Below are 24011 nucleotides of genomic sequence, written 5' to 3'. Positions count from 1 at the left end.
GGGGCTACACCGACGCTTCCCCGCTTGGCGCGATCGAAGCTCCACCGGATCGCCGCGGCCAGACCCGACACGTACTCGTCTTCAAGCCCGTTGTCGTGCTGGCGCGTGGAGGTGGCCGGCGCGACGCTGGCCGCACCGATCGTGCAGGCCGGACTCCTGGACGAGTACCGGATCGTGGTCGCGCCCACCGCCGTGGGCGGCGGCACCCCGTTCTTTCCAACACTGCCGTCATGGCTCTCGCTGCGACTGTTGACCGGGCGACCTGCGCATGCACTCCGCGACTCGAGCGGCACCCCGTCACCAACTCGAAGCACTCAACGTCGCGTCACCGGGTGTGGCCGCACTCTTCACACGCGGAGGAACGACCACCAAGCACAGAGGTCACGACCTCTTTCGAGTTCGTGACCTCTGTGCGCTGCGATTCGTCGAACCGCTCTCTTGTGGGCGAAGGGGGACTTGAACCCCCACGTCCCGAAGGACACTGGCACCTGAAGCCAGCGCGTCTGCCATTCCGCCACTCGCCCCAACGACCGGGGGAGCCTATCACGCTGGCCACCCCGTTCCCCAACCGTACCGGCTCCCCCACCAGTGCCAATCCCAGGCGGCGGAAGCATCACGAACAGGACCCTGACCAGTCGCAATTCGATTCTCAGAATTCTGTTGGTCCCGCAGCGGCGTGCTGGGCCGATACCATGCAATAAGCAAAGTGGCCAGTGCGACACGCTGGCTCGCGTGCGCACGAGCACGGTCGACGGAAACGACGAGTGAGGCGGGCGGTGATATGGGTCTGATCGACCGCATCGAGCGCAAACTCGAGTCCACCGTCGGCGACGCGTCGGCCCGGATGTTCGGCGGATCGATCGTTCCGGCCGAGGTCGAGGCGATGTTGCGCCGGGAGGCCGACACCGGGACGCGCGACGTGCACGGCGGCCGAGTTTTGGCCCCAAACGACTACGTCATTACCCTCAGTGTGCCTGACTACAAGAAGGTGAGCGCCGACCCAGACCTCACGACGACCGCTTTTGCCAAGCACTTGGAGGGATACATCCATGACCAGGGGTGGCAAACGTATGGTGATGTGGTCGTCAGGTTCGAGCAGTCACCCCAACTGCACACCGGACAGTTTCGCGCGCGTGGCGCGGTCAATCCTGACTCGACCACAGGCGAACCCGCCCCACCACCTCGAGAACGTGCGTCCAGCGCAGAATCAGGAGTACCACCGATGAGCGACAATCCCGGCTACCGCGGCGGCCAAGGACCGGGGCGGCCCGCCGACGAATATTACGACGACCGATACGGCCGTCAAGACGACCGCGGCCAGTACCCGCCGCAGGACCAGGGCGGCTATCCCCCGCCGGACCAGGGCGGCTATCCCCCACCGGAGCAGGGGGGCTACCCGCCACAGGGCGAGCCGGGCTACCCGCCGCGCCAGGGCGGTTACCCCGACCAAGGCGGCTACCCGGACCAGGGCGGCTATCCGCCGCCGTCCTACGAGCAGCGTCCGCCCGCCGGGTACGGACCGCCTCCCGGCGGCGGCTACCCGCCGGACCAGGGCTACCGCCAGGCCCCCGGCGGCTACGGTCCGCCCCAGGGCGGCGGCCAGCCGGGCTACGGCGGTGCCCCCGCGGGTGATTACGACTACGGCCGTCCGCCCGCGCCGGGCCGGCACGAGGACGGCGGCTACGGCAGGCCCGAGCCGCGGCCCGGTTACCCGGATCAGGGCGGCTATCCCGACCAGGGCGGTTACCCGGACCAGGGCGGCTACGGCGCACAGTCCTACGGCCGCCCGGACCAGGGATACGGAGCGCAGCCCGACTACGGCCGCTACTCCGACGCCCCGCCGCCGGCGGGTGGCGGCTACGCCGAGCCGGGATACGCCGAGCCCGCGGGCGGTGGCTACGACTACGGCCAGCAGGGCGGCTACGCCGATTACGGCCAGGGCGACTACCCGGCCGGGGCGGCCACCGTCACGCTTCAGCTCGATGACGGCAGCGGCCGGACGTATCAGCTGCGCGAGGGCACGAACGTGATCGGGCGTGGCCAGGATGCGCAGTTCCGCCTGCCCGACACCGGCGTGTCGCGGCGGCACCTGGAGATCCGGTGGGACGGTCAGGTCGCGCTTCTGTCCGACCTCAACTCCACCAACGGCACCACGGTCAACAATGCGCCGGTGCAGGAGTGGCAGCTCGCCGACGGAGACGTGATCCGGCTGGGCCACTCCGAGATCATCGTCCGCGTGCACTGATCGCTGCGGCCGGCCGTGGCCGGGGAAGCTCTTCGCTTCCCCCTCACGTCGGTAACCGTCCAAGTATCGTGACGGTGCCGAGGCGGACTGTGCGGTGCCGACGCGACGGAAAACGGGACGGGGACGGAGAGGACGTCAGATGCAGGGGTTGGTACTGCAACTGACGCGCGTCGGTTTCCTCTTGCTGCTGTGGCTGTTCATCTGGTCGGTGCTGCGGATCCTGCGGACCGACCTCTACGCGCCGACGGGTGCGGTCATGGTGCGGCGGGGGCTGCCGCTGCGCGCATCGCTGCTACCCAACCGCGGCCGACGCAACGTGGCGCGGCACCTGATCGTCACCGAGGGTGCCCTGGCAGGCACCCGCATCACGCTGGGCAGCCAGCCCGTGCTGATCGGTCGGGCCGACGACTCGACGCTGGTGCTCACCGACGACTACGCCTCCACGCGGCACGCCAGGCTGTCGCCTCGAGGTTCGGAGTGGTACGTCGAAGACCTAGGATCGACCAACGGCACATACCTCGACAGGGCGAAGGTGACGACGGCGGTACGCGTTCCGATGGGCACGCCGGTTCGAATCGGCAAAACGGTAATTGAGCTGCGCCCGTGACACTTGTGCTTCGATACGCCGCGCGCAGCGACCGCGGCCTGGTCCGGGCGAACAACGAGGACTCGGTCTACGCCGGCGCCCGGTTGCTCGCGCTCGCCGACGGGATGGGCGGGCACGCGGCCGGTGAGGTCGCCTCCCAGTTGGTGATTGCCGCCCTGGCGCACCTCGACGACGACGAGCCCGGCGGCGACCTGCTGAGCAAGCTGGATTCCGCCGTCCGCGAGGGCAACTCGGCGATCGCGACGCATGTGGAGGCCGACCCGGAGCTCGAGGGCATGGGCACCACGTTGACCGCAATCCTGTTCGCGGGCAACCGCCTTGGCCTGGTGCACATCGGCGACTCACGCGGGTATCTGCTGCGCGACGGCGAGCTGACCCAGATCACCAAGGACGACACCTTCGTGCAGACGCTCGTCGACGAGGGCCGGATCACCGCCGAGGAGGCGCACAGCCACCCGCAGCGCTCGCTGATCATGCGCGCCCTGACCGGGCACGAGGTGGAACCGACACTGATCATGCGCGAGGCCCGCGCCGGCGACCGCTATCTGCTGTGCTCCGACGGGCTCTCCGACCCGGTCAGTCACGAAACCATTCTCGAAGCGCTGCAGATCTCCGACGTCGCCGAAAGCGCCGACCGGCTCATCGAATTGGCGCTGCGCGGCGGTGGACCGGACAACGTGACCGTGGTGGTCGCCGACGTCGTCGACTACGACTACGGCCAGACGCAGCCGATCCTGGCCGGGGCGGTGTCCGGCGACGACGATCAGCCGCCGCCCAACACCGCCGCGGGGCGGGCGTCGGCGTTCAACCCGAAACGCAACGAGGTCAAACGCCCACTGCCCGAACCTGAGGAGCCGCCGCGCCCGCCTCGGTCGCGGCGCCGAATGTTCATCGCCGCCGCCGTTCTAGTTCTGGTGGTGGTGGCCGGCCTCGCTGTGGCTCGGGAGATCGTCCGCAACAACTACTACGTCACCGCCCACGACGGCACGGTGTCGATCATGCGGGGTGTTCAGGGTTCCTTTCTCGGTGTAGCGCTGCAGGAACCGTATCGGCTCGGCTGCCTCAACGACCGAAACGAGTTGTCGCTCATCGGGGCCGACGAACCCCGGAACAACCGCAGCTGCCGCATGCTCAGCGTCAACGACATGCGGCCCTCGGAACGCGCACAGGTCGTCGCGGGCCTGCCCGGCGGCACCCTCGAGGAGGCGATCGCCCAGATTCACCAGCTCGCCCGCGATTCGGTGCTACCCGTCTGCGCGCCAGCTGCCCCGCCGCCTGCCACCAGCGCGGTGCCGCACAGCCCGGCGCCGACCAATTCGCCTGGCGTTCCGAACAATCCGCCCGCCACTGGCGGCACCGCAACCCCGGCGCCCGAGACACCGCGCACCGTCACACCGCCGCCGCCGGATACCGCCACGCCGTCCCCGTCGCCCGCCCCGCCGACGCCCAGCCCGTCGCCGAAGCCGCCGCCACCCCCGACGGTGACCGCGCTACCGCCACCGCCGCCCGAGCCGGGCACCAACTGCCGGGAAGTGTCATGACGGCCCGAAGGCGAGCGGGAGTCGAGGCATGACAACCCAGCCGCAGGCCGCAATCTCGGTCACGCCGCCGCTGCCCAACCGGCGTAACGCCGAACTCTTCCTGCTCGGCTTCGCCACCGTGATCACCACCGTCGCCCTGCTGCTCGTCGAGGCGAACCAGGAGCAGGGCATCCACTGGGATCTCGCCCAGTACACCGTCGCCTACCTCGCGCTGTTCGCCGGCGCCCACCTCGCGGTGCGACGGTTCGCGCCCTACGCCGACCCGCTGCTGCTGCCCGTCGTCGCCCTGCTGAACGGGTTGGGACTGGTCATGATTCACCGCCTGGACCTCGCCCAGGGCGAGCTGACTCAGGACGGACTGGGCGGCACCGCCAACCAGCAGATGCTGTGGACGCTGTTGGGCGTCATCGGGTTCTCGCTCGTCGTGATCTTCCTGCGTGACCACCGTCTGCTGGCGCGCTACGGCTACGTGTGCGGCTTCACCGGTCTGGTCCTGCTGGCCATCCCTGCCGTGCTGCCGCGGTCGATGTCGGAGCAGAACGGCGCGAAGATCTGGATCGAGTTGCCCGGCTTCTCGATTCAGCCCGCCGAGTTCTCCAAGATCCTGCTGCTGGTGTTCTTCGCCGCGGTGCTGGTGTCCAAACGCAGCGTGTTCACCAGTGCCGGCAAGCATGTGCTCGGCATGGACCTGCCCCGCCCGCGCGACCTCGCGCCGCTGCTCGCGGCGTGGATCGCCTCGGTCGGCGTGATGATCTTCGAGAAGGACCTCGGCACGTCGCTGCTGCTGTACGCGTCGTTCCTGGTGCTGGTGTACGTGGCGACGGACCGGCTCAGCTGGGTGATCATCGGCCTGGCGCTGTTCGCGGCGGGAAGCGTTGCGGCGTATTACCTGTTCGATCACGTGCGGGTCCGCGTGCAGACCTGGCTCGACCCGTTCGCCGACCCCGAAGGCGCCGGCTACCAGATGGTGCAGTCGCTGTTCAGCTTCGCGACGGGCGGCATCTTCGGCACCGGCCTTGGCAACGGCCAGCCCGGCACCGTGCCCGCGGCATCGACGGACTTCATCATCGCCGCCGTCGGCGAGGAGTTGGGACTCGTCGGCCTGGCCGCGGTCCTGATGCTCTACACGATCGTCATCATCCGCGGCCTGCGCACCGCGATCGCCGTGCGCGACAGCTTCGGCAAGCTGCTGGCCGCAGGCCTGGCCTCGACGCTGGCACTGCAACTGTTCATCGTCGTCGGCGGCGTCACGAAACTGATCCCGCTGACCGGCCTCACCACGCCGTGGATGTCGTACGGCGGATCGTCGCTGCTGGCCAACTACCTACTGCTGGCGATCCTGATGCGGATCTCGCATGCCGCCCGCCGCCCGATCGTCGCCGGCCCGCAGGCGTCGACGCCCATCGCGGCGGCCAGCACCGAGGTGATCGAGAAGGTATGAACACCTCGCTGCGCCGCATCGCCGTCACGGTCATGGCCTTGATCGTGCTGCTGCTGGCCAACGCCACGCTGACGCAGGTGTTCACGGCCGACGGCTACCGCACCGATCCGCGCAACCAGCGGGTGCTGCTCGACGAGTACTCGCGTCAGCGGGGCCAGATCTCGGCGGGTGGCCAGCTGCTGGCCTACTCGGTCTCCACCGACGGCCGCTTCCGGTTCCTCCGGGTGTACCCCAATCCCCTTGCGTACGCCCCGGTGACCGGCTTCTACTCGCTGCAGTACTCGAGCACGGGGCTCGAACGCGCCGAGGACACCGTCCTCAACGGTTCCGATCAGCGGCTGTTCGGCCGCCGGCTCGCCGACTTCTTCACCGGCCGCAACCCGCGCGGCGGCAATGTCGACACCACGATCAAACCCGAAGTGCAGCAAGCGGCCTGGGACGCGATGGAGGACGGCTGCAACGGCCCCTGCAAGGGCTCGGTGGTCGCGCTCGAACCGTCGACGGGCAAGATCCTGGCGATGGTGTCGTCGCCGTCCTACGACCCCAACCTGCTGGCCACGCACGACATGGCGGCGCAGTCGGCGGCCTGGCAGACACTGCGCGACAACCCCGAATCACCGCTGCTGAACCGGGCGATCTCCGAGGCCTACCCGCCGGGTTCGACGTTCAAGGTCATCACCACCGCGGCGGCGCTTCAGCGCGGGGCCAACATGGACACCCAGTTGACGTCGCAGGCCCGAATTCCGTTGCCGGACAGCACCGCAACGCTGGAGAACTTCGGTGGGTCGACGTGCGGCGGCGGCCCCACCACCTCGCTGCGGGAGGCCTTCGCCAAGTCGTGCAACACGGCGTTCGTCCAGCTGGGCATCGACACCGGCGCCGAAGCGCTGCGGTCGACGGCCCGGTCGTTCGGGCTCGACACTCCTCCCCCGATGATTCCGCTGCAGGTGGCCGAGTCGACCGTCGGCCCGATCCCGGACGCCGCCGCGCTCGGGATGTCGAGCATCGGGCAGAAGGACGTCGCGCTCACCCCGCTGCAGAACGCGATGGTCGCCGCGACCATTGCCAATAAAGGGGTAGCGATGCGGCCCTATCTGGTGGATAGCCTGAAGGGACCCGACCTGGCCGAGGTCGCCACGACCGCTCCGGCCGAAGAGCGGCGGGCGGTGTCGCAGCAGGTCGCCGATACACTGACGGATCTGATGGTCGCCGCCGAGCAGGTGACGCAGCAGAAGGGAGCCATCGCCGGCGTGCAGATCGCATCCAAGACCGGCACAGCGGAGCACGGCACCGACCCGCGCAACACCCCGCCGCATGCCTGGTACATCGCCTTCGCGCCCGCTTCGGCCCCCAAGGTGGCGGTCGCGGTGCTGGTCGAGAACGGCGGCAATCGGCTGTCGGCCACAGGCGGCGCGCTCGCCGCACCGATCGGACGGGCCACCATCGCCGCGGCGCTTCGGGGGGCCTCGTGAGTCCCCGCGTGGGCGTCACGCTGTCGGGCCGCTACCGGCTGCAGCGGCTGATCGCCACCGGCGGCATGGGCCAGGTGTGGGAAGGCGTCGACTCCCGGCTGGGCCGGCGCGTCGCGATCAAGGTCCTCAAGGCCGAGTACTCGACCGACCCCGAGTTCGTCGAGCGGTTCCGCGCGGAGGCGCGCACGGTCGCCATGCTCAACCACCCCGGCATCGCCGGCGTGTACGACTACGGCGAGACCGACATGGACGGCGAGGGCCGCACCGCCTACCTGGTGATGGAACTGGTGAACGGCGAACCGCTGAACTCGGTGCTCAAGCGAACCGGGCGGCTGTCGCTGCGGCACGCGCTGGACATGCTCGAACAGACCGGCCGCGCACTGCAGGTGGCCCACAGTGCGGGTCTGGTGCACCGCGACGTCAAACCGGGCAACATCCTCATCACGCCGACCGGACAGGTCAAGCTCACCGACTTCGGCATCGCCAAGGCCGTCGACGCCGCGCCCGTCACCCAGACCGGCATGGTGATGGGCACCGCCCAGTACATCGCACCCGAGCAGGCGCTGGGCCACGACGCGACCGCCGCCAGCGACGTCTACTCACTGGGTGTCGTTGGCTACGAATCGGTTTCGGGCAAGCGGCCGTTCACCGGGGACGGTGCGCTCACCGTGGCGATGAAGCACATCAAGGAGACGCCGCCGCCGCTGCCTGCCGACCTGCCGCCGAATGTGCGCGAGCTGATCGAGATCACCCTCGTCAAGAACCCCGGGATGCGCTACCGCTCGGGCGGCCCGTTCGCCGACGCGGTGGCCGCGGTGCGGTCCGGCCGTCGACCCCCGCGGCCGAACGCCGCACCCTCGCTCGGGCGGGCCGCCCCCGCCGCCGTCCCGTCGGCCACCCAGGCGCGCGCGGCCGCCGATATGACCGGTCGCGCGCCGGTGACCGCGGCCCGGCCGCGCGCGGCGACCGGCAGCCACCGCCCGCCGCCGCCGCGGCGCACGTTCTCCTCGGGTCAGCGCGCCCTGCTGTGGGCCGCGGGCGTGCTGGGAGCGCTGGCGATCGTCATCGCCATCCTCATCGTGCTCAACGCCCAGGACCGCCAGGACCGCCAGGCTCCGCCGCCGACGATCACCAACACGATCACCGAGACGACGCCGTTCGAGTCGCCGGGGGCGATGCCCGGAGCGCCGGGCGCCGGCCATGGTGCGGGAGAATTCGGGGTAATACGACTACAAGCGATCGAGTCGCCGGCAACGACGCAGGTGACGCCGTGGGCGCCGGTTCCGGACGGCTCACGACACCCGGCCTTGAAACAGAAACCGCGATGACCACCCCTCAGCACCTGTCCGACCGGTACGAACTCGGTGAGATCCTCGGCTTCGGCGGTATGTCCGAAGTTCACCTGGCGCGCGATCTGCGCCTGCACCGCGACGTCGCGATCAAGGTGCTGCGTGCCGACCTGGCCCGCGACCCCAGCTTTTACCTGAGGTTCCGCCGGGAGGCGCAGAACGCCGCGGCGCTCAACCACCCCGCGATCGTGGCCGTCTACGACACCGGCGAGGCCGAGACGCCGACCGGCCCGCTGCCCTACATCGTCATGGAGTACGTCGAGGGGGTGACGCTGCGCGACATCGTGCACAACGACGGGCCGATGGAGTCGAAGAAGGCGATCGAGGTGATCGCCGACGCGTGCCAGGCACTGAACTTCAGCCACCAGCACGGCATCATCCATCGCGACGTCAAACCGGCCAACATCATGATCAGCAAGACCGGCGCGGTGAAGGTGATGGACTTCGGCATCGCCCGCGCGCTGGCCGACGCCAGCAGTGTCACGCAGACCGCCGCGGTGATCGGCACCGCGCAGTACCTGTCGCCCGAGCAGGCGCGCGGCGAGAAGGTCGACGCCCGCTCCGACGTCTACTCGCTGGGCTGCGTGCTCTACGAAATCCTCACGGGCGAACCGCCTTTCGTCGGCGACTCCCCCGTCGCGGTGGCATATCAGCATGTCCGCGAGGATCCGGTGCCGCCGTCGCAGCGCCACGCCGACATCTCCCCCGAACTCGACGCCGTCGTGCTGAAGTCGCTGGCCAAGAACCCCGACAACCGCTATCAGACCGCCGCCGAGATGCGCGCCGATCTGGTCCGGGTGCACAGCGGTGAGCAGCCCGACGCCCCGAAGGTGTTCACCGACGCCGAGCGCAGTTCGTGGCTGTCGGCCCCGCCGTCCCATGAGCGCACCGAGCCCCTCGATCCGATGCCGCGGCCGCAGCCCGCCTACGCCGACCGCGAGCGCCGGGGTTCGGTGGGCCGATGGCTGATCGCGGTGGCGGTGCTGGCCGTGCTGACGGTCATCGTCACCGTCGCCATCAACATGTTCGGCAACGGCACCCGCAGCGTGCAGGTGCCGGACGTGCGCGGGCAGGCGTCCGCCGACGCCATCGCCGAACTGCAGAACCGCGGGTTCAAGATCCGCACGCAGCAGCGGCCCGACTCCGCCGTGCCGCCCGATCACGTGATCAACACCGAACCCGGAACCGCGACCTGGGCCGAGGCCGGCGACGAGGTGACTTTGAACGTGTCGACGGGGCCCGAGCAGCGCGAGGTGCCCGACGTCCGCAACCTCACCTACACCCAGGCCACGCAGCGGCTCACCGAGGCCGGTTTCGAGCGGTTCAGGCAGTCGGCGTCGCCGTCAACGCCGGAGCTCAAGGACAAGGTGATCGGCACCAACCCGCCGGCGAACCAGACCTCGGCCATCACCAACGAGATCACCGTCATTGTGGGCACGGGCCCCGACAGCAGGCTGCTTCCGGACGTGACGGGCCAGACCGAGGCGCCAGCGCGGCAGATCCTCACGGCGTCAGGATTCCCCAATGTAGTGACGGTGCAGGTCGACAGCACGAAAACCTGCGGACAGGTGCTCGGCACACTCCCGCCTGGGGGCCAGGAGTTGCCGATCGACACCCCGATCCAGCTTCAACTGTCGGGCTGCAACCAATTCGTCATGCCGGATCTGCGGGGCATGTTCTGGACCGACGCCGAACCGCGGCTGCGCGCGCTGGGCTGGACCGGTTTCCTCGACAAGGGCGCCGACGTGCAGAACAGCGGTCAGCGCACGAACGCGGTCGTGACGCAGATCCCGTCGGCGGGTGCCGCGGTGAACTTCGGCTCGACGATCACGCTGGGCTTCGCGTCGTAGCCGCCTGCACGGCGCCCGCGACCTCGTCCTCGAGTTGACGCACCAGCCCCTCGGCGGGCGCTGCGCCGCAGTAGCCGAGCCAGTTGGCCAGCATCCGGTGACCGCCCTCGGTGAGGATCGACTCCGGGTGGAACTGCACACCGTGGATCGGCAGGTCGACGTGGCGCACGCCCATGATCACGCCGCCCTCCGTACAGGCGATGACCTCGAGTTCGGCGGGCACCGTATCCGGCAGGATCGTCAGCGAGTGGTACCTGGTCGCGGTGAATGGATCTGGGAGGCCTTGCAGCACACCGGAGTTCGAGTGGTGCACCACGCTGGTCTTGCCGTGCAGCAGCTCCGGTGCCCGGTCCACCGTCCCGCCGAACGCCACGCCGATGGCCTGGTGTCCCAGGCACACGCCCAGCAGCGGCGTCGCGGCGGATGCGCACGCGTGCACCAACGGGATGGACGCGCCCGCACGTTCCGGGGTGCCCGGACCGGGGCTCAGCAGCACGCCGTCGAACTGCTCGGCGGCCCTGGCGATGTCTTCGTCGGTGGCCAGTCGTTCGTCGTCGTTACGCCAGACCTGCGCGTGCACCCCGAGCTGGCCCAGATACTGGACGAGGTTGAACACGAAGCTGTCGTAGTTGTCGACGACCAAGACCTGCATCAGCCCAGGTTACTGGTCGCGATCAGTACCCGATCGGTCCGGCCGGCTCGGCGAACTTCATCCGGATCGGTCCGCTGTGCCCGACCAGTTCGAGCGCGGCACGAGGTTCTTCGGAGTAGCCCAGCCCGAACCGCACCACGTACTGGCGGTAGAGCGTGACGAGGGGGGACGCGGCCAACGCGGCCTGCATGGCCCGCGCGTCGCCGACCGCGGTGATCACGTAGGGCGGGCTGTAGGTGCGACCGTTGAGCAGCAGGGTGTTGCCGACGCAGCGGGGGGCCGACGTGCCGATGATGCGCTGGTCCTGCATCTGGATGCCCTCGGCGCCGGCGCTCCACATCGCGTTGAGCACGGCGTCGATGTCCTGCTGGTGGACCACCAGGTCGTCGGGGGAGGCGTCGCGCGGGAAGCGGCCCTCGGCGTCGCGCTGGGCGTCGTTGAGCGTCACGACGAGCCCCGGTCCGCGGACCGCTTCGAGGCCGACCTCGAACGCGAGCGCCGTCGAACGCTTGGTGATCGCGGCCAGCGCCGCGTCGGCGCCGGGGCTGCCGCCGTGGTGGGTGTCGATGTCGTTCGAGAGCAGGTCGCGCTCGACGCTGAGCCGGTCCACCGACTGCTGGGTCTCGCGCACCAGGTCGACCAGGCGCGGCGCGTCGCTGCGGCGGATGTCGTCACCGCCGGACACGTCGTGGGTGGTGGCCAACAGCAGTCCGGCGAGCAGGCAGACCACCGGCACGCCGAACCGCCAGGCTGTCCGACGTGACGTCGCCATTGGCTTACTCTCCTGTGCCGCGCCTGCGTTAGGCTCGTAAGTACATCGTCGCACTGAGCTGTCCCGGCCACAGCTGAGACGCCCCCGATTCTCGAAGGTGACCATGCCCAAGTCCAAAGTTCGCAAGAAGAACGACTTCACCGTCAACCCGGTGAGCCGGACCCCGGTCAAGGTCAAGGCCGGCCCGTCGAGCACCTGGTTCGTCGTACTGTTCATCAGCCTGATGCTGATCGGGCTGGTGTGGTTGCTGGTCTTCCAACTGGCGTCCTCGGCGATTCCCTTCCTGGCGGATCTGGGTCCGTGGAACTACGCGATCGCCTTTGCTTTCATGATCACCGGTCTGTTGCTCACGATGCGGTGGCGCTGAGCGGACAGACCTAGGGGTATGCATTCAACTCGGTCGCCGATCGTTACCCGTTCAGCAACCTTGCGGTAATCGGATCACACGGATGTGATTCATCCCCATTGGGGATAGCACTTGTGGATAACCCCGTTCGAGGCGGTAGAGGGGTGTGAAGAACGCGTGCAGCAAACTGAGTGGAGTCCGGCGACTCCCGGCATCGTCGTCGCCGGCATAGCCGGACTTATCTTGGCTGTCGGCGCTGTGACCCTGATCACAGACCCTCCGGGGCGGGTTCTAGTGGGGGTTGCCGCGGTGGGATTGATCTTGTTTGCAAGCGTGTCGTGGCGCGCGCGGCCCAAGCTGGCAATCAGAGATGACGGCCTCGTCACCCGGGGCTGGCTCGGCACTCAGGTGCTGCGCCGCGAGGACGTCAAGCTGATCCGCATCACCGAGTTCCGCAGGCTCGCCCGCAAAGTCCGGTTGCTCGAGATCGATACCGTCGACGATCGGTTACTGGTATTCACCCGTTGGGATCTGGGCACCGATCCGTTGCACGTGCTCGACGCGTTGACCGACGCGGGCTACGCCGGCGCCGGTTCCTGACCGCCGCGGTCAGGCGATCGTGATGGAGTCGACGACCACCGGATCGGTGGGCCGGTCGCCGCGGTCGGTCGCCGTCGTGGCGATCGCGTCGACCACCTTCTGCGACTCGGGGTCGACGACCTCACCGAAGATGGTGTGCTTGCGGTTCAGGTGCGGCGTCGGGCCCACCGTGATGAAGAACTGCGAGCCGTTGGTGCCCGGACCGCGGTTGGCCATCGCCAGCAGGTAGGGCCGATCGAACTGCAACTCAGGGTGGAACTCGTCGGCGAACTCGTAGCCCGGTCCGCCGCGGCCGGTGCCCGTCGGATCGCCGCCCTGGATCATGAAGCCCTCGATGATCCGGTGGAACACGACGCCGTCGTAGAACGGGCCGGAGGTACCGCCCGAGGCGTTCTCGCCGCTGTAGTCCTTGGTGCCCTGTGCCAGTCCCACGAAGTTGGCGACGGTCTTGGGAGCATGGTTTCCGAAGAGTGCGATCTTGATGTCGCCGCGGTTGGTGTGCAGGGTCGCGGTCGCTGTCTGAATGGGGCTCGTCACGGGATGCCAGTGTGCCACGCCGCCTTCACCGCCCAACGGGCACCGTTGCCTTGCAAGAGATGGCAGGCTGTTGTCGATCCCACCCACGCCGTGAAAGAGGTACGCCATGAGCTCGAAGACGGACATCGGGTTGACCCCCGGCCAGCGGCTGTCCCGCGGCTTGAAGTACACCGCCGTCGGACCGGTGGACGTCACCCGCGGTGCGGTGGGGCTCAGCGTGCACGGGGTGCAGTCGGCGGCGACGCGCTTCCGGCACAACCTCGACAAGGGCCGGCTCGCCAGGGAGATCGGTGAAGCCCAGGGCGCCATCGCGCAGGAACTCGCCGTGGCTCAGGAGGTCCTTGCGAACCTGCCTTCGGTCATCGCCGACGCGCGTAAGCCCAAGCGCCGGCGCCGGCCGCTTCTGCTCGCGGCGGTGGGTGTGGTGACACTGGCCGGGGGAGCGGTGGCCTTCTCGATCATCCGGCGCTCGACGCAACCGGAGCCCTCGCCGTTGCCGCCGAGCGTGGAGGTCACGCCGAGGCCGTGAAGAGGGCGGCCGGTGCCGTCCGAGTGGGGTGTGTGGAGCCTAGGAGAATCGAACTCCTGACATCTACCTTGCAAAGGTAGCGCTCTACCAACTGAGCTAAGGCCCCTGGATCAGGACGGCGCATCGGGCGCCACGTGCCACACCTCGACAGCGTGGCGGGACCGCCAGACCGTGACGGCCGCCGAGGCCGCGATCGCCGTCGCGAGCAGCAGCACCAGCCTCATGGTGTGAACCTTTCCGTGGGGCTAGGAGGACTCGAACCTCCGACCTCTTCGTTATCAGCGAAGCGCTCTAACCGCCTGAGCTATAGCCCCGTAACGCCGGTACGGCCGAGCGACGAGATTACCGCAATGGTGGGCTCGGACCCAAACCTGATGAGGTCAGTCCCGATCGGCGAGCGTGACCTCCACGCCGCCGACCAGATCCGTGGTCAGGTTGTAGATGAACACGCCCACGGTGGCCATCGCCGTCAGTAACACGATGTTGACCAAGCCGATCAGTGCCGCCCCGCCGAAAATGGTGCCGCTGGACACCAACTCGCCGCCGGAGCTGCCGCTGGCGCTGGTGAGCAGGTCGCCGACATTGCTGTTCAGCTTGCTCCACACCCCCATGCCGCCGAGCACCAGGTACAGGAAGGCGACGGCGATCATCCACACGAAGAACATCGCGACGGACAGCACCAGCGAGACCTTCAGCGTGCTCCACGGGTCGATCCGGCGGATCTGCATGGTGGCCCGCACCGGTCCCTTGTTGCGGGACCCGACCTGCACGCGGCTGGTGGGTGCCGGGCGGTTCGCCGGTTCGGTCGCCGGGCGTTCGGCCGGCTTGCGCTGCTGCTGCTGCGGTGGCCGCGGCAGCGGTCCGGACAGGTCGGGCAGCTCGCTGGCGTAGGCCTCGGTGCGCGGCTCTTGGCGCGGTGCCTCGCTGCGCTCCCCGCGGGCCGGCACTTCCTCGGTGGGCGCCGACCCACCGACACCCACCATGAAGCGGTTCAGTCGGGCGTCCACGCCGGGGGAGTGGTTGGGACCGCGATCGTCGGCCAGCCGGTCAGCGGTGTGGCCGCCGTCGTCCCCGCTGCGCGGAGCGGGACTCTCCCCGCCGCGTGGCGCGGGACCCCGTCGTGGCGCCTCCGGCCGCCGCGGCCCCGGCTGGGTCGCGCGCGCCGCCGGTCCGCGCTGCCAGGGCGGGACGTCGCCCGAGTCGGACCCGCCCGGCCTGGACCCTCCGAGTGCACTCGTGTCGTGGCTGGGCGGCGAGCCCTTGGCGTCGCCCGGACCGTCGCCGGCGCGCGGGTATCCCGGTTCGTTCGGTGAACTCACCTACGACTCCTCCTGGTCACGACGCCGACCTCACTCGCCGACGTCGGTGTTGACCTCGTCGGTGCTGTCGCCTTCCTCCGCGTTGCGCGCGATGGCAATCAGTGTGGTGCCCTCGCCCAGGTTCATCAACCGAACACCCTTCGTCTGCCGCCCGGCCTTGCGAACCTGGCGAGCCGCCGTCCGGATGACGCCTCCACCCGAGGTGATGGCATACAACTCTGTGTCGTCATCGACGATCAACGCACCCACCAGACTGCCACGGCGTTTGTCGTACTGGATCGTCAGGATGCCTTTGCCGCCGCGGCCCTGCGGGCTGTACTCCTCGATCGCCGTGCGCTTGGCGTAGCCGCCAGACGTCGCGACCAGCAGATACGTGTTATCACGCACCACGTTCAGCGACAGCAACTCGTCGTCGGTGTTGAAGCGCATGCCCTGCACACCGGAGGTGGCGCGACCCATCGGGCGCAGCGCCTCGTCGGTAGCTGAGAACCGGATGGACTGGCCCTTGGCGGACACGAGCAGCAGGTCGTCGTCCGCCGAGCACAACACGGCGCCGACGAGTTCGTCGCCGTCGCGCAGGTTGACCGCCACGATGCCGCCGGAGCGGTTGGAGTCGAAGTCGGTCAGCTTTGACTTCTTGACCAGGCCGTTGCGGGTGGCCAGCACCAGATACGGCGCGTCCTCGTAGCTCTTGATCTGGATGACCTGAGCAATGCGTTCCTCGGGCTGGAAGGCCAGCAGGTTGGCGACGTGCTGGCCGCGTGCGGTGCGCGACGCCTCCGGCAGGTCGTAGGCCTTGGCCCGGTAGACCCGCCCCTGCGTGGTGAAGAACAGTATCCAGTCGTGCGTCGAGCACACGAAAAAGTGGTTGACGATGTCGTCCTGCTTGAGGCCGGCGCCCTGCACGCCCTTTCCGCCGCGCTTCTGGCTGCGGTACAGATCGGACTTCGTGCGCTTGGCGTAGCCGGTCTCGGTGATCGTCACGACCACCTCTTCGCGGGCGATCAGGTCCTCGTCGGCCACGTCGCCGTCGGCGGGGATGATCCGGGTGCGACGGTCGTCGCCGTACTTGTCGGCGATTTCCTTGAGCTCGTCGCGAACGATGGCCCGCTGCCGCTCGGGTTTGGCCAGGATGTCCTCGAGGTCGGCGATCTCGGCCTCGATCTTGGCCAGGTCGTCGACGATGCGCTGCCGTTCCAGGGCGGCCAGGCGGCGCAGCTGCATGTCCAGGATCGCCTGGGCCTGGATGTCGTCGATGTCGAGCAGCTCGATCAGGCCCTGGCGGGCGACGTCGACGGTCTCCGACGCCCGGATCAACGCGATCACCTCGTCGAGCGCGTCCAGCGCCTTGACCAGACCGCGCAGGATGTGGGCCCGCTCGTTGGCCTTGCGCAGCCGGTAGCGGGTCCGCCGCACGATGACGTCGAGCTGGTGTTCGACGTAGTAGCGGATCATCTGATCGAGGCGCAGGGTGCGCGGCACCCCGTCGACGATCGACAGCATGTTGGCGCCGAAGCTGGTCTGCAGCTGGGTGTGCTTGTAGAGGTTGTTCAGCACCACCTTGGCGACGGCGTCGCGCTTGAGCTCCACCACGATTCGCAGTCCGACGCGGTCGCTGGACTGGTCCTCGATGTTGGCGATGCCGCCCAGCTTGCCGTCGCGGACCTGCTCGGCGATCGAGGTGATGAAGTTGTCGTGGTTGACCTGATACGGCAACTCGGTGATCACGATGCCGGTGCGACCGCGGCTGTCCTCTTCGATCTCGACGACGCCGCGCATCCGGATGGAGCCCCGCCCGGTGGTGTACGCGTCGTTGATCCCCTGGGAGCCGACGATCAAGCCGTGGGTGGGGAAGTCGGGGCCCTTCACCCGTTCGCAGACCGCGGCCAGGGTCGCCTCTTCGTCGGCCTCGTGGTTCTCCAGGCACCAGTAGACAGCCTCGGCCAGCTCCCGCAGATTGTGCGGCGGGATGTTGGTGGCCATGCCGACGGCGATGCCGCCCGAGCCGTTGGCGAGCAGGTTGGGGAACCGGCTCGGCAGCACGGTCGGCTCTTGCACCCGGCCGTCGTAGTTGGGGATGAAATCGACTGTCTCCTCGTCGATTTCGCGAAGCATTTCCATGGCCAGCGGGGTGAGCCGTGCTTCGGTGTTGTGGCTGACGAATCCATTGGTGATGAACGAATGGTCGTCAGTGTTGACTCTGAGGCTGTACACGGGCTGCACGCCCGCGTCGGTGATCGACGCGACGCGTGCGTAGTAGAAGCGCCCGTCAGTCAGGTCGGATGCGATGGCTCGGACATCCGGATCGCCGATATGCTCGAGAATTTCCGCGCTGGAATGCTGCCAACGCGAAATTCCGTCGATGTTGTGCTTGCGCAGCCATTCTTTGTCGGCCCACCGACCGCCGCTGTGCCCACGAACGAATGCCGCAAGACCGGGCACAGTGTCGGTGTCTCGACCCGCAGCTCGCACGGGCAGGGCCGCCAGGACGGCGGCCAACTTTGACTGCTTAGCACCGCCGAAACCAATCTGGCGTGAGAACGCTTCTGCATGAGCCCGATTGGTGATGACCACTTTGTGCTCACCCGTGGCGTGCAGGTAACGACGTGAGATGACGCCGAACTCCAACAGCATCTGCTGCACATCTTTGGCGAGGCGCGCGGAGCGAGTGGAATAGGAAATCTGCACGGTGTTGCGCGGAAGCGAGGAGCACGAGCCGTCGCCCTCGAACAGTGCCTGCAGGAACGCCCGCTTCACAGCCGCATGGGCGTGCCAAAGCCACTCTGGCACGGCTTTATCCGCCGAACGCTGCCCAACCAGGTCAGCCAGGCGTGTCCGGCGCAACGCCTCCAAATTGTGAATGTCGAGTTCAAACAGGCGCGAGCCGGAAACGATCGTGCGCTCGGCTACGTATCGCGGACCGCCGACGACGGCGTCGTACGCCGCGACCACCATGTTGAAGTAGTCACGGTCGAGGTTGTTGAACCCTGCGCGTCGTTCCGATACGAATCCCTCGCTGATGAAGGCGCCCAACAGGAGGGCCTCGAAGGTGTCGTGCCAGTCGGCGGGGCCGAACTCCGCCGGGGCGGTCCGCTGTATGACGACTCGGTCGTCTGGCTGAATTTCTTCGATCAGCTTCCACAACAGTGTGGGGACGCCGCGTACATCGACGAGGCACAGCAATGGGTGATTCGCGGTACCGGTGACCTCAAAACCCTCTACAGTGCGCACGGTATATGTCTGGTGCTCGCCTGAATGAAAGAGGCAATCGGCCGCGACTGGATTACCGTGCCGGTCCAGAACTTTGGCATCGACAACGTTGTCGGTGTGGGGACGGGCACCGGGGACGATGTCCGCGATCCGGACCGATTGCCCGAACGGCAGCCGCACCAGCGCGTCACCCGTCACGCAGTAGCGCATGGCGGCCGGCGGGTCGTTGCCCGGGGAGCCGAAGTTGCCCTGGCCGTCGACCAGCGGGTAGCGCAGCGACCACGGCTGCGCCATGCGGACCAGGGTGTCGTAGATCGACGCGTCGCCGTGCGGGTGATAGTTGCCCATCGTCTCGGCAACGGAGCGAGCGGATTTCGCATGTCCGCGGTCGGGACGGAAACCCGAGTCGAACATCGCGTAGAGCACCCGGCGGTGCACCGGTTTGAGGCCGTCGCGGACCTCGGGCAGCGCACGCCCGACGATCACGCTCATCGCGTAGTCGATGTAGCTGCGCTGCATCTCCTGCTGGATGTCGACCGGTTCGATGCGGTCTCCGGCTTCGTCGCCAGGCGGCAACGTGGTGTCAGTCATATGATTTCAGCCTTTGGTATTCGGGTGAGCTTCGGCTTAAACGTCAAGGAAGCGAACGTCCTTGGCGTTTCGGGTGATGAAGCTGCGGCGTGCCTCGACGTCCTCGCCCATCAGGATCGAGAACAGTTCGTCGGCGGCGGCCGCATCGTCGAGGGTGATCTGGCGCAGCACGCGTACGGACGGGTCCATGGTGGTCTCCCACAGCTCCTTCGCGTCCATCTCGCCGAGGCCCTTGTAACGCTGTATGCCGTCTTCGGCGTTGATCTTCTTGCCTGCCGCGCGACCGGTCTCGAGCAGGCCGTCGCGCTCGCGGTCGGAATACGCGAACTCCGGTTCGCTGCGCTGCCACTTCAGTTTGTACAGCGGCGGCTGCGCCAGGAACACGTGGCCGTTCTCGATGAGCGGCTTCATGAACCGGAACAAGAGCGTCAGCAGCAGCGTCGAGATGTGCTGGCCGTCGACGTCGGCGTCGGCCATCAGCACGATCTTGTGATAACGCAGCTTGGCGATGTCGAACTCGTCGTGGATGCCGGTGCCCAGCGCGGTGATGATCGCCTGGACTTCGGTGTTCTTCAGCACGCGGTCGATGCGAGCTTTCTCGACGTTGATGATCTTGCCGCGCAGCGGCAGGATCGCCTGGAACATCGAGTCGCGGCCGCTCTTGGCCGAGCCGCCGGCCGAATCGCCCTCCACCACATACAGTTCGGACTTGCGCGGATCGGTGGACCGGCAGTCGGCCAGTTTGCCGGGCAACCCGCCGATGTCGGTGGCGCTCTTGCGCCTCACCAACTCACGCGCCTTGCGCGCCGCGATCCGTGCCTGCGCCGACGAGACCGCCTTGTTGACGACGGTCTTGGCCTCGGCAGGATTGGCGTCGAACCAGTGCGTGAGCTCCTCGTTGCAGATCTTCTGCACGAACGACTTCACCTCGGTGTTGCCGAGCTTGGTCTTGGTCTGGCCCTCGAACTGCGGCTCGGAGACCTTGACCGAGATGACCGCGGCCAGTCCCTCGCGGATGTCGTCGCCGGTGAGGTTGGGGTCCTTGTCCTTGAGCAGTTTCTTGTCTTTGGCGTACTTGTTCACCACCGAGGTCAGCGCCGCACGGAAGCCCTCCTCGTGGGTGCCGCCCTCGTGGGTGTTGATGGTGTTGGCGAAGGTGTGCACCGACTCGGAATAGCCGGCGTTCCACTGCATCGCAATCTCGACCTCGTGTCCGGCGGCTTTGCCGTCGAAATCGATGATGCTCTGCTGAATCGGCGTCTTCGTGCGGTTGATGTGCTTGACGAAATCGACCAGCCCGCCGGGGTAGCGGAAGGTGCGGTGCTTGACCTTGTGCGGACCCGACGCCTCGGCGGCCTTCTCGTCGGCGCTCTTCGGCGCCTCGGCGGTATCGCTGACCACCTCGTCGACGACTTCTTCGGCGGTCACCCGCTCGTCCGTCAGCTCGATGGTCAGACCCTTATTGAGGAACGCCTGCTCCTGCAGGCGGCGAGCGACGGTCTCGAAGTCGTACTCGGTGGTCTCGAAGATGTCGGGGTCGGCCCAGAACCGGACCGTCGTCCCGGTCTTCTTGGTCTTGCCGCCCTGCTTGAGCTCACCGGGCACCGAGCGGTCGTAGTACTGGAACCACTCGGAGCCGTCGCGCAGGATCGTCACCTCGACCCGCGAGGACAGCGCGTTGACCACCGAGACGCCGACGCCGTGCAGACCGCCGCTGACCGCGTAACCGCTGTTCTCGCCGCCGAACTTGCCGCCGGCGTGCAGCTGCGTCATGACCACGTCGACGGTGGGAATGCCCGCCTGCTTGTGGGTCTCGACCGGGATACCGCGGCCGTCGTCGGTCACCTCGACACTGCCGTCGCCGAGAATGCGCACGTCGACGCGGGTGGCGTAGCCGGCCATCGCCTCGTCGATCGCGTTGTCGACCACCTCCCAGATCAGGTGGTGCAGGCCGCGCTCACCGGTGGACCCGATGTACATGCCCGGGCGTTTGCGGACAGCTTCGAGACCTTCGAGAATGGTGATTGCATCGGCGCCGTACTCCTTGGGAGCATTCTTCTTTTGGGCAGCCACGTTGGACGCGTCTCCTTGGTCTCTTGCCGGGGAAGGCTGGCTAGACGGTGGACGACCGTCTGCGGATCTGCTCCCATCCTACCGGGAGAGGCCCACAGGACCGATTCTGAGGCGGCGTTTCTGCACACCTATTTGAGCCGCCTGTGGAATTTCTCGATCCGAGGTGCGTGAGGACGCTTGAGAACTATGATCACCGCGTTCTCGTGGCTCTCAGCCAACAGGCGAAACAGGCTTCTCAGCCGTAGGTGTCCCGCGGCCCGCGGCCGCTGATGTGATAGCGCCCCTTGCGCCACGACGGGGCCACCGGGCCGACGATCCTCAGCGACCTGACCACGCCGTCGCCCACCGCCGCGGCGATCTTGGCCAACACCTGGGCCTGCACCATGCGCAGCTGGGTGGCCCACGCCGTGGACTCCGCCGAGATCGTCAGGACGCCGTCGTTCAGCGATGTCGGGATGGCGTGCGCAGCGATTCCCTCACCGACGACCTCCGTCCAGCGACCGAACACCGCGCCCTCCGACACCCGGCCCGACCAGCCTCGGTCGCGCGCCAGGGCGCTGGCCGCCGCGCCGAAGGTCTGCGGGTCGCGTGAATCGGGGCCGGGACCGGACCAGCGCCGCCGACTGCTCTTGGCGATCTTGCGCGGCATCGACCGGCGTCCCCGTCCGACGTCCTTGCCCTGGCTGCGGGCCGCACCGCGCGCCTCCTCGAGCGCGCGGCGCACCAGGTCCATCCCTTCGAGATGCGCCAGATGCTCCGGCGGGCGCACGGCGTCGTCGTTGTCGTTGTCGTCACTCACTGCAGCACCGAGACCCGTCCGGAATCGTCATCGTGCATCGCCACCCCGATGCGGCGCGCATCCCAGTCCGCCGGGATGTCTTCGGCCACCGCGGCGGTCACCAGCACCTGCTCGGCGGACGCCGCCACCGCCGCCAGCGCCTGCCTGCGCGCGGTGTCGAGTTCGGCGAATACGTCGTCGAGCAACAGGACCGGATCGGTGCCCTCGGTGCGCAGCAGCTCGTAGGCCGCCAGCCGCAGCGACAGCGCCATCGACCACGATTCGCCATGGCTGGCAAAGCCTTTCGCGACCTGATCACCGAGCTGCAGCTCCAGATCGTCGCGGTGTGGGCCCACCAGACAGACGCCTCGCTCGAGTTCGGCGTCGCGGCGGCGGGCCAACACATCCAGCAACGCCGCCTCAAACAGTTCCGCGCTGCCCGTGCCCGCGGCGGCTTCGGCTTCGACCACCTCGACGCCGCTGCGGTAGCGGATCGCCGCCGGCCGAGATGCCGGCGCCAGAAGTTGGTAGGCCTTCTCCACCTCCGGACCGAGTTGGTTGACCAGTTCGACCCGCGCTGCGATCAGCCGTGCGCCCTTCTCCGCGAGATGGCCGTCCCACACGTCAAGGGTGTCGAAAACGCTTCTGTCGCCGCGGGATCGGGCGCTCGACGCGGTCTTGAGCAGCGCTGTCCGCTGGCGCAGCACCTTGTCGTAGTCCGCGCGGATCGCCGCGACCTGCGGGCGCCGGGTGGTGGCCAGTTCGTCGAGATAGCGGCGGCGTTCCCCTGGGTCGCCGCGCACCAGCGCCAGGTCCTCCGGGGCGAACAACACCGCGCGCAGCACGCCGAGGATTTCTCTGGCCGTCCGGACGGGGGAGCGATTCAACCGCGCCTTGTTCGCACGGCCGGCGGTGATCTCGAGATCCACCGCGAGTTCGCGACCCTCGCTGACGACGATGGTCGACACCACGGCGCGGTCGGCGCCCGAGCGGATCAGCGGTGCGTCGGTGGCGACGCGGTGTGACCCAAGTGTGGCCGAATACCACAGCGCCTCAATGATATTCGTCTTACCGATGCCGTTGGAGCCGACGAACACAGTGCGGCCGGGTTCGAGATCCAGTTCGACGCGCGGCCAGGAACGGAAGTCGGTCAGCGCGAGGCGACGAACGTACACCCCATTACCTATCCCGACTCGCTGATCCGTTTGACCGCGTGACCGCCGAACTGGTTGCGCAGAGCCGATACCGCCTTCATGGTGGGCGAGTCGTCCTGGCGCGACAGGAACCGCGCGAACAACGACGCGGCGATGCCCGGCACCGGTACCCGCAGCCGGATCGCCTCTTCCACCGTCCAGCGGCCCTCACCGGAATCCTCGGTGTAGCCGGAGATCTCTTCGAATCCGGGGTCTTCCTTGAGGGCCTTGGCAAGCAGTTGCTGCAACCACGACCTCACCACCGTGCCGTTGGTCCACGCCTGGTACACCGCTTGCGGATCCTTCACCAGATCCTCGGCGGCGAGGAGTTCGTAGCCTTCGGCGTAGGCGGTCATCAATGCGTACTCGACGCCGTTGTGCACCATCTTCGCGAAATGACCCGCCCCGACCGGTCCTGCGTGCACGAAGCCATCCTCCCGCGGACCCGGCGGGCGCAGGGTGTCGAAGATCGGCATGGCCCGGTCGACGTCGGCGTCGCTGCCGCCGACCATCAGACCGTAACCTTCCTTCAAGCCCCAGATACCGCCCGACACGCCGGCGTCGATGAAGGCGATTCCCTTGTCGCTCAACAACTTCGCGTGCGGCGCGTCCTCGGTGTAGCGGGAGTTTCCACCGTCGATCACCAAGTCACCGGCACTGAGCTCACCGGCCAGGCTGGTAATGGTCTCGCGGGTGATCGGGCCCGACGGCACCATCACCCACACGACACGTGGCGCATCCAGGGCATCGGCGAGCGCGGCCAGCGTCGGTACGTCGGTCACTTCCGGGCGCGGGTCGTATCCGATGACTTCGTGCCCGCCGTCTCGCAGACGTTCGCGCATGTTGAAGCCCATTTTTCCCAGGCCGACCAGACCCAGTTGCATGTATACGCCCCTTCCGTGGCGT

At 67.9% G+C, this 24011-nt stretch carries 19 protein-coding genes, 3 tRNA genes and 1 pseudogene; 11 read left to right on the top strand and 12 right to left on the bottom strand.

What is annotated here, in order from left to right; all coding sequences use genetic code 11:
• Positions 1-102 precede the first annotated feature (102 nt).
• A pseudogene (locus ABGB19_RS15975) lies at positions 103-252 on the top strand (dihydrofolate reductase family protein); the annotation flags it as partial.
• Between the two features lie 189 nt (positions 253-441).
• On the opposite strand, the gene ABGB19_RS15970 reads toward ABGB19_RS15975, so the two are convergent.
• Positions 442-524 (bottom strand) — tRNA-Leu (locus tag ABGB19_RS15970).
• A 257-nt stretch (positions 525-781) separates the two neighbouring features.
• Here ABGB19_RS15970 and ABGB19_RS15965 point away from each other — a divergent pair.
• The 7 genes from ABGB19_RS15965 (at position 782) to pknB (ending at position 10505) form a co-directional block, all read left to right on the top strand.
• Positions 782-2245, top strand: coding sequence for an FhaA domain-containing protein (locus tag ABGB19_RS15965; protein ID WP_347686940.1), 1464 nt, complete (start codon positions 782-784; stop codon positions 2243-2245).
• A gap of 139 nt (positions 2246-2384) precedes the next feature.
• Positions 2385-2852 (top strand): FHA domain-containing protein, encoded by a 468-nt coding sequence (locus ABGB19_RS15960; RefSeq protein WP_347686939.1) that lies wholly within the window; start codon positions 2385-2387, stop codon positions 2850-2852.
• On the top strand, positions 2849-4393 hold the full coding sequence (locus ABGB19_RS15955; RefSeq protein ID WP_347686938.1) for a protein phosphatase 2C domain-containing protein: 1545 nt from the start codon (positions 2849-2851) through the stop codon (positions 4391-4393). The genes ABGB19_RS15960 and ABGB19_RS15955 overlap by 4 nt, the downstream gene beginning before the upstream one ends.
• Before the next feature lie 28 nt (positions 4394-4421).
• Positions 4422-5834 carry an FtsW/RodA/SpoVE family cell cycle protein gene (locus ABGB19_RS15950; RefSeq protein ID WP_347686937.1) on the top strand — a complete coding sequence of 471 codons (1413 nt, stop codon included), beginning with the start codon at positions 4422-4424 and terminating at the stop codon, positions 5832-5834.
• Positions 5831-7306 (top strand): D,D-transpeptidase PbpA, encoded by a 1476-nt coding sequence (pbpA, locus tag ABGB19_RS15945; RefSeq protein ID WP_347686936.1) that lies wholly within the window; start codon positions 5831-5833, stop codon positions 7304-7306. The genes ABGB19_RS15950 and pbpA overlap by 4 nt, the downstream gene beginning before the upstream one ends.
• Positions 7303-8634 (top strand): protein kinase, encoded by a 1332-nt coding sequence (locus ABGB19_RS15940; RefSeq protein WP_347686935.1) that lies wholly within the window; start codon positions 7303-7305, stop codon positions 8632-8634. The genes pbpA and ABGB19_RS15940 overlap by 4 nt, the downstream gene beginning before the upstream one ends.
• Positions 8631-10505, top strand: a complete 1875-nt coding sequence (gene pknB, locus ABGB19_RS15935; RefSeq protein WP_347686934.1) for a Stk1 family PASTA domain-containing Ser/Thr kinase — start codon at positions 8631-8633, stop codon at positions 10503-10505. Before ABGB19_RS15940 ends, pknB begins: the two co-directional genes overlap by 4 nt.
• On the opposite strand, the gene ABGB19_RS15930 is transcribed toward pknB, so the two are convergent.
• Positions 10483-11157: an aminodeoxychorismate/anthranilate synthase component II gene (locus ABGB19_RS15930; RefSeq protein ID WP_347686933.1), complete on the bottom strand. Its 675-nt coding sequence runs from the start codon at positions 11155-11157 to the stop codon at positions 10483-10485. The two genes, pknB and ABGB19_RS15930, sit on opposite strands and share 23 nt — an antisense overlap.
• Before the next feature lie 22 nt (positions 11158-11179).
• Positions 11180-11929 carry a DUF881 domain-containing protein gene (locus ABGB19_RS15925; RefSeq protein ID WP_347686932.1) on the bottom strand — a complete coding sequence of 250 codons (750 nt, stop codon included), beginning with the start codon at positions 11927-11929 and terminating at the stop codon, positions 11180-11182.
• Between the two features lie 103 nt (positions 11930-12032).
• Between ABGB19_RS15925 and crgA the strand changes: the two genes are divergently transcribed.
• Together crgA and ABGB19_RS15915 are read left to right on the top strand one after the other, a co-directional pair.
• Entirely contained in the window at positions 12033-12296 is a 264-nt protein-coding gene (crgA, locus tag ABGB19_RS15920; RefSeq protein ID WP_347686931.1) for a cell division protein CrgA, read from the top strand.
• 156 nt (positions 12297-12452) lie between these two features.
• Complete coding sequence (locus tag ABGB19_RS15915) at positions 12453-12875, top strand: PH domain-containing protein (RefSeq protein WP_347686930.1); 423 nt, start codon at positions 12453-12455, stop codon at positions 12873-12875.
• 9 nt (positions 12876-12884) lie between these two features.
• On the opposite strand, the gene ABGB19_RS15910 is transcribed toward ABGB19_RS15915, so the two are convergent.
• Positions 12885-13412 (bottom strand): peptidylprolyl isomerase, encoded by a 528-nt coding sequence (locus ABGB19_RS15910; protein ID WP_347686929.1) that lies wholly within the window; start codon positions 13410-13412, stop codon positions 12885-12887.
• 106 nt (positions 13413-13518) lie between these two features.
• On the opposite strand from ABGB19_RS15910, the gene cwsA reads away from it, so the two are divergent.
• Positions 13519-13941, top strand: a complete 423-nt coding sequence (gene cwsA, locus ABGB19_RS15905; RefSeq protein WP_347686928.1) for a cell wall synthesis protein CwsA — start codon at positions 13519-13521, stop codon at positions 13939-13941.
• A gap of 33 nt (positions 13942-13974) precedes the next feature.
• On the opposite strand, the gene ABGB19_RS15900 is transcribed toward cwsA, so the two are convergent.
• The 8 genes from ABGB19_RS15900 to gnd form a co-directional block, all read right to left on the bottom strand.
• Positions 13975-14047 (bottom strand) — tRNA-Ala (locus tag ABGB19_RS15900).
• Positions 14048-14181: 134 nt separating this feature from the next.
• Positions 14182-14255: transfer RNA gene (locus tag ABGB19_RS15895), tRNA-Ile, on the bottom strand.
• 66 nt (positions 14256-14321) lie between these two features.
• Positions 14322-15260, bottom strand: a complete 939-nt coding sequence (locus ABGB19_RS15890; RefSeq protein WP_347686927.1) for a DUF3566 domain-containing protein — start codon at positions 15258-15260, stop codon at positions 14322-14324.
• A 30-nt stretch (positions 15261-15290) separates the two neighbouring features.
• Positions 15291-19061, bottom strand: coding sequence for an intein-containing DNA gyrase subunit A (gyrA, locus tag ABGB19_RS15885; protein WP_347686926.1), 3771 nt, complete (start codon positions 19059-19061; stop codon positions 15291-15293).
• Positions 19062-19097: 36 nt separating this feature from the next.
• A complete protein-coding gene (gene gyrB, locus ABGB19_RS15880) occupies positions 19098-21134 on the bottom strand; it encodes a DNA topoisomerase (ATP-hydrolyzing) subunit B (protein ID WP_347686925.1) in 2037 nt (678 codons plus the stop codon).
• 235 nt (positions 21135-21369) lie between these two features.
• Entirely contained in the window at positions 21370-21933 is a 564-nt protein-coding gene (locus tag ABGB19_RS15875) for a DUF721 family protein (RefSeq protein ID WP_347686924.1), read from the bottom strand.
• Positions 21930-23087 (bottom strand): DNA replication/repair protein RecF, encoded by a 1158-nt coding sequence (gene recF, locus ABGB19_RS15870; protein WP_347686923.1) that lies wholly within the window; start codon positions 23085-23087, stop codon positions 21930-21932. The genes ABGB19_RS15875 and recF overlap by 4 nt, the downstream gene beginning before the upstream one ends.
• 8 nt (positions 23088-23095) lie before the next feature.
• Positions 23096-23989, bottom strand: a complete 894-nt coding sequence (gnd, locus tag ABGB19_RS15865; RefSeq protein WP_347686922.1) for a phosphogluconate dehydrogenase (NAD(+)-dependent, decarboxylating) — start codon at positions 23987-23989, stop codon at positions 23096-23098.
• Between the last annotated feature and the right edge of the window lie 22 nt (positions 23990-24011).

The sequence above is a fragment of the Mycobacterium sp. B14F4 genome (assembly GCF_039871645.1).
In the GTDB taxonomy this organism is placed as follows: domain Bacteria; phylum Actinomycetota; class Actinomycetes; order Mycobacteriales; family Mycobacteriaceae; genus Mycobacterium.
Note: the sequence above shows the minus strand (reverse complement) of the source record. Positions and strands in the feature narration are given on the sequence as shown.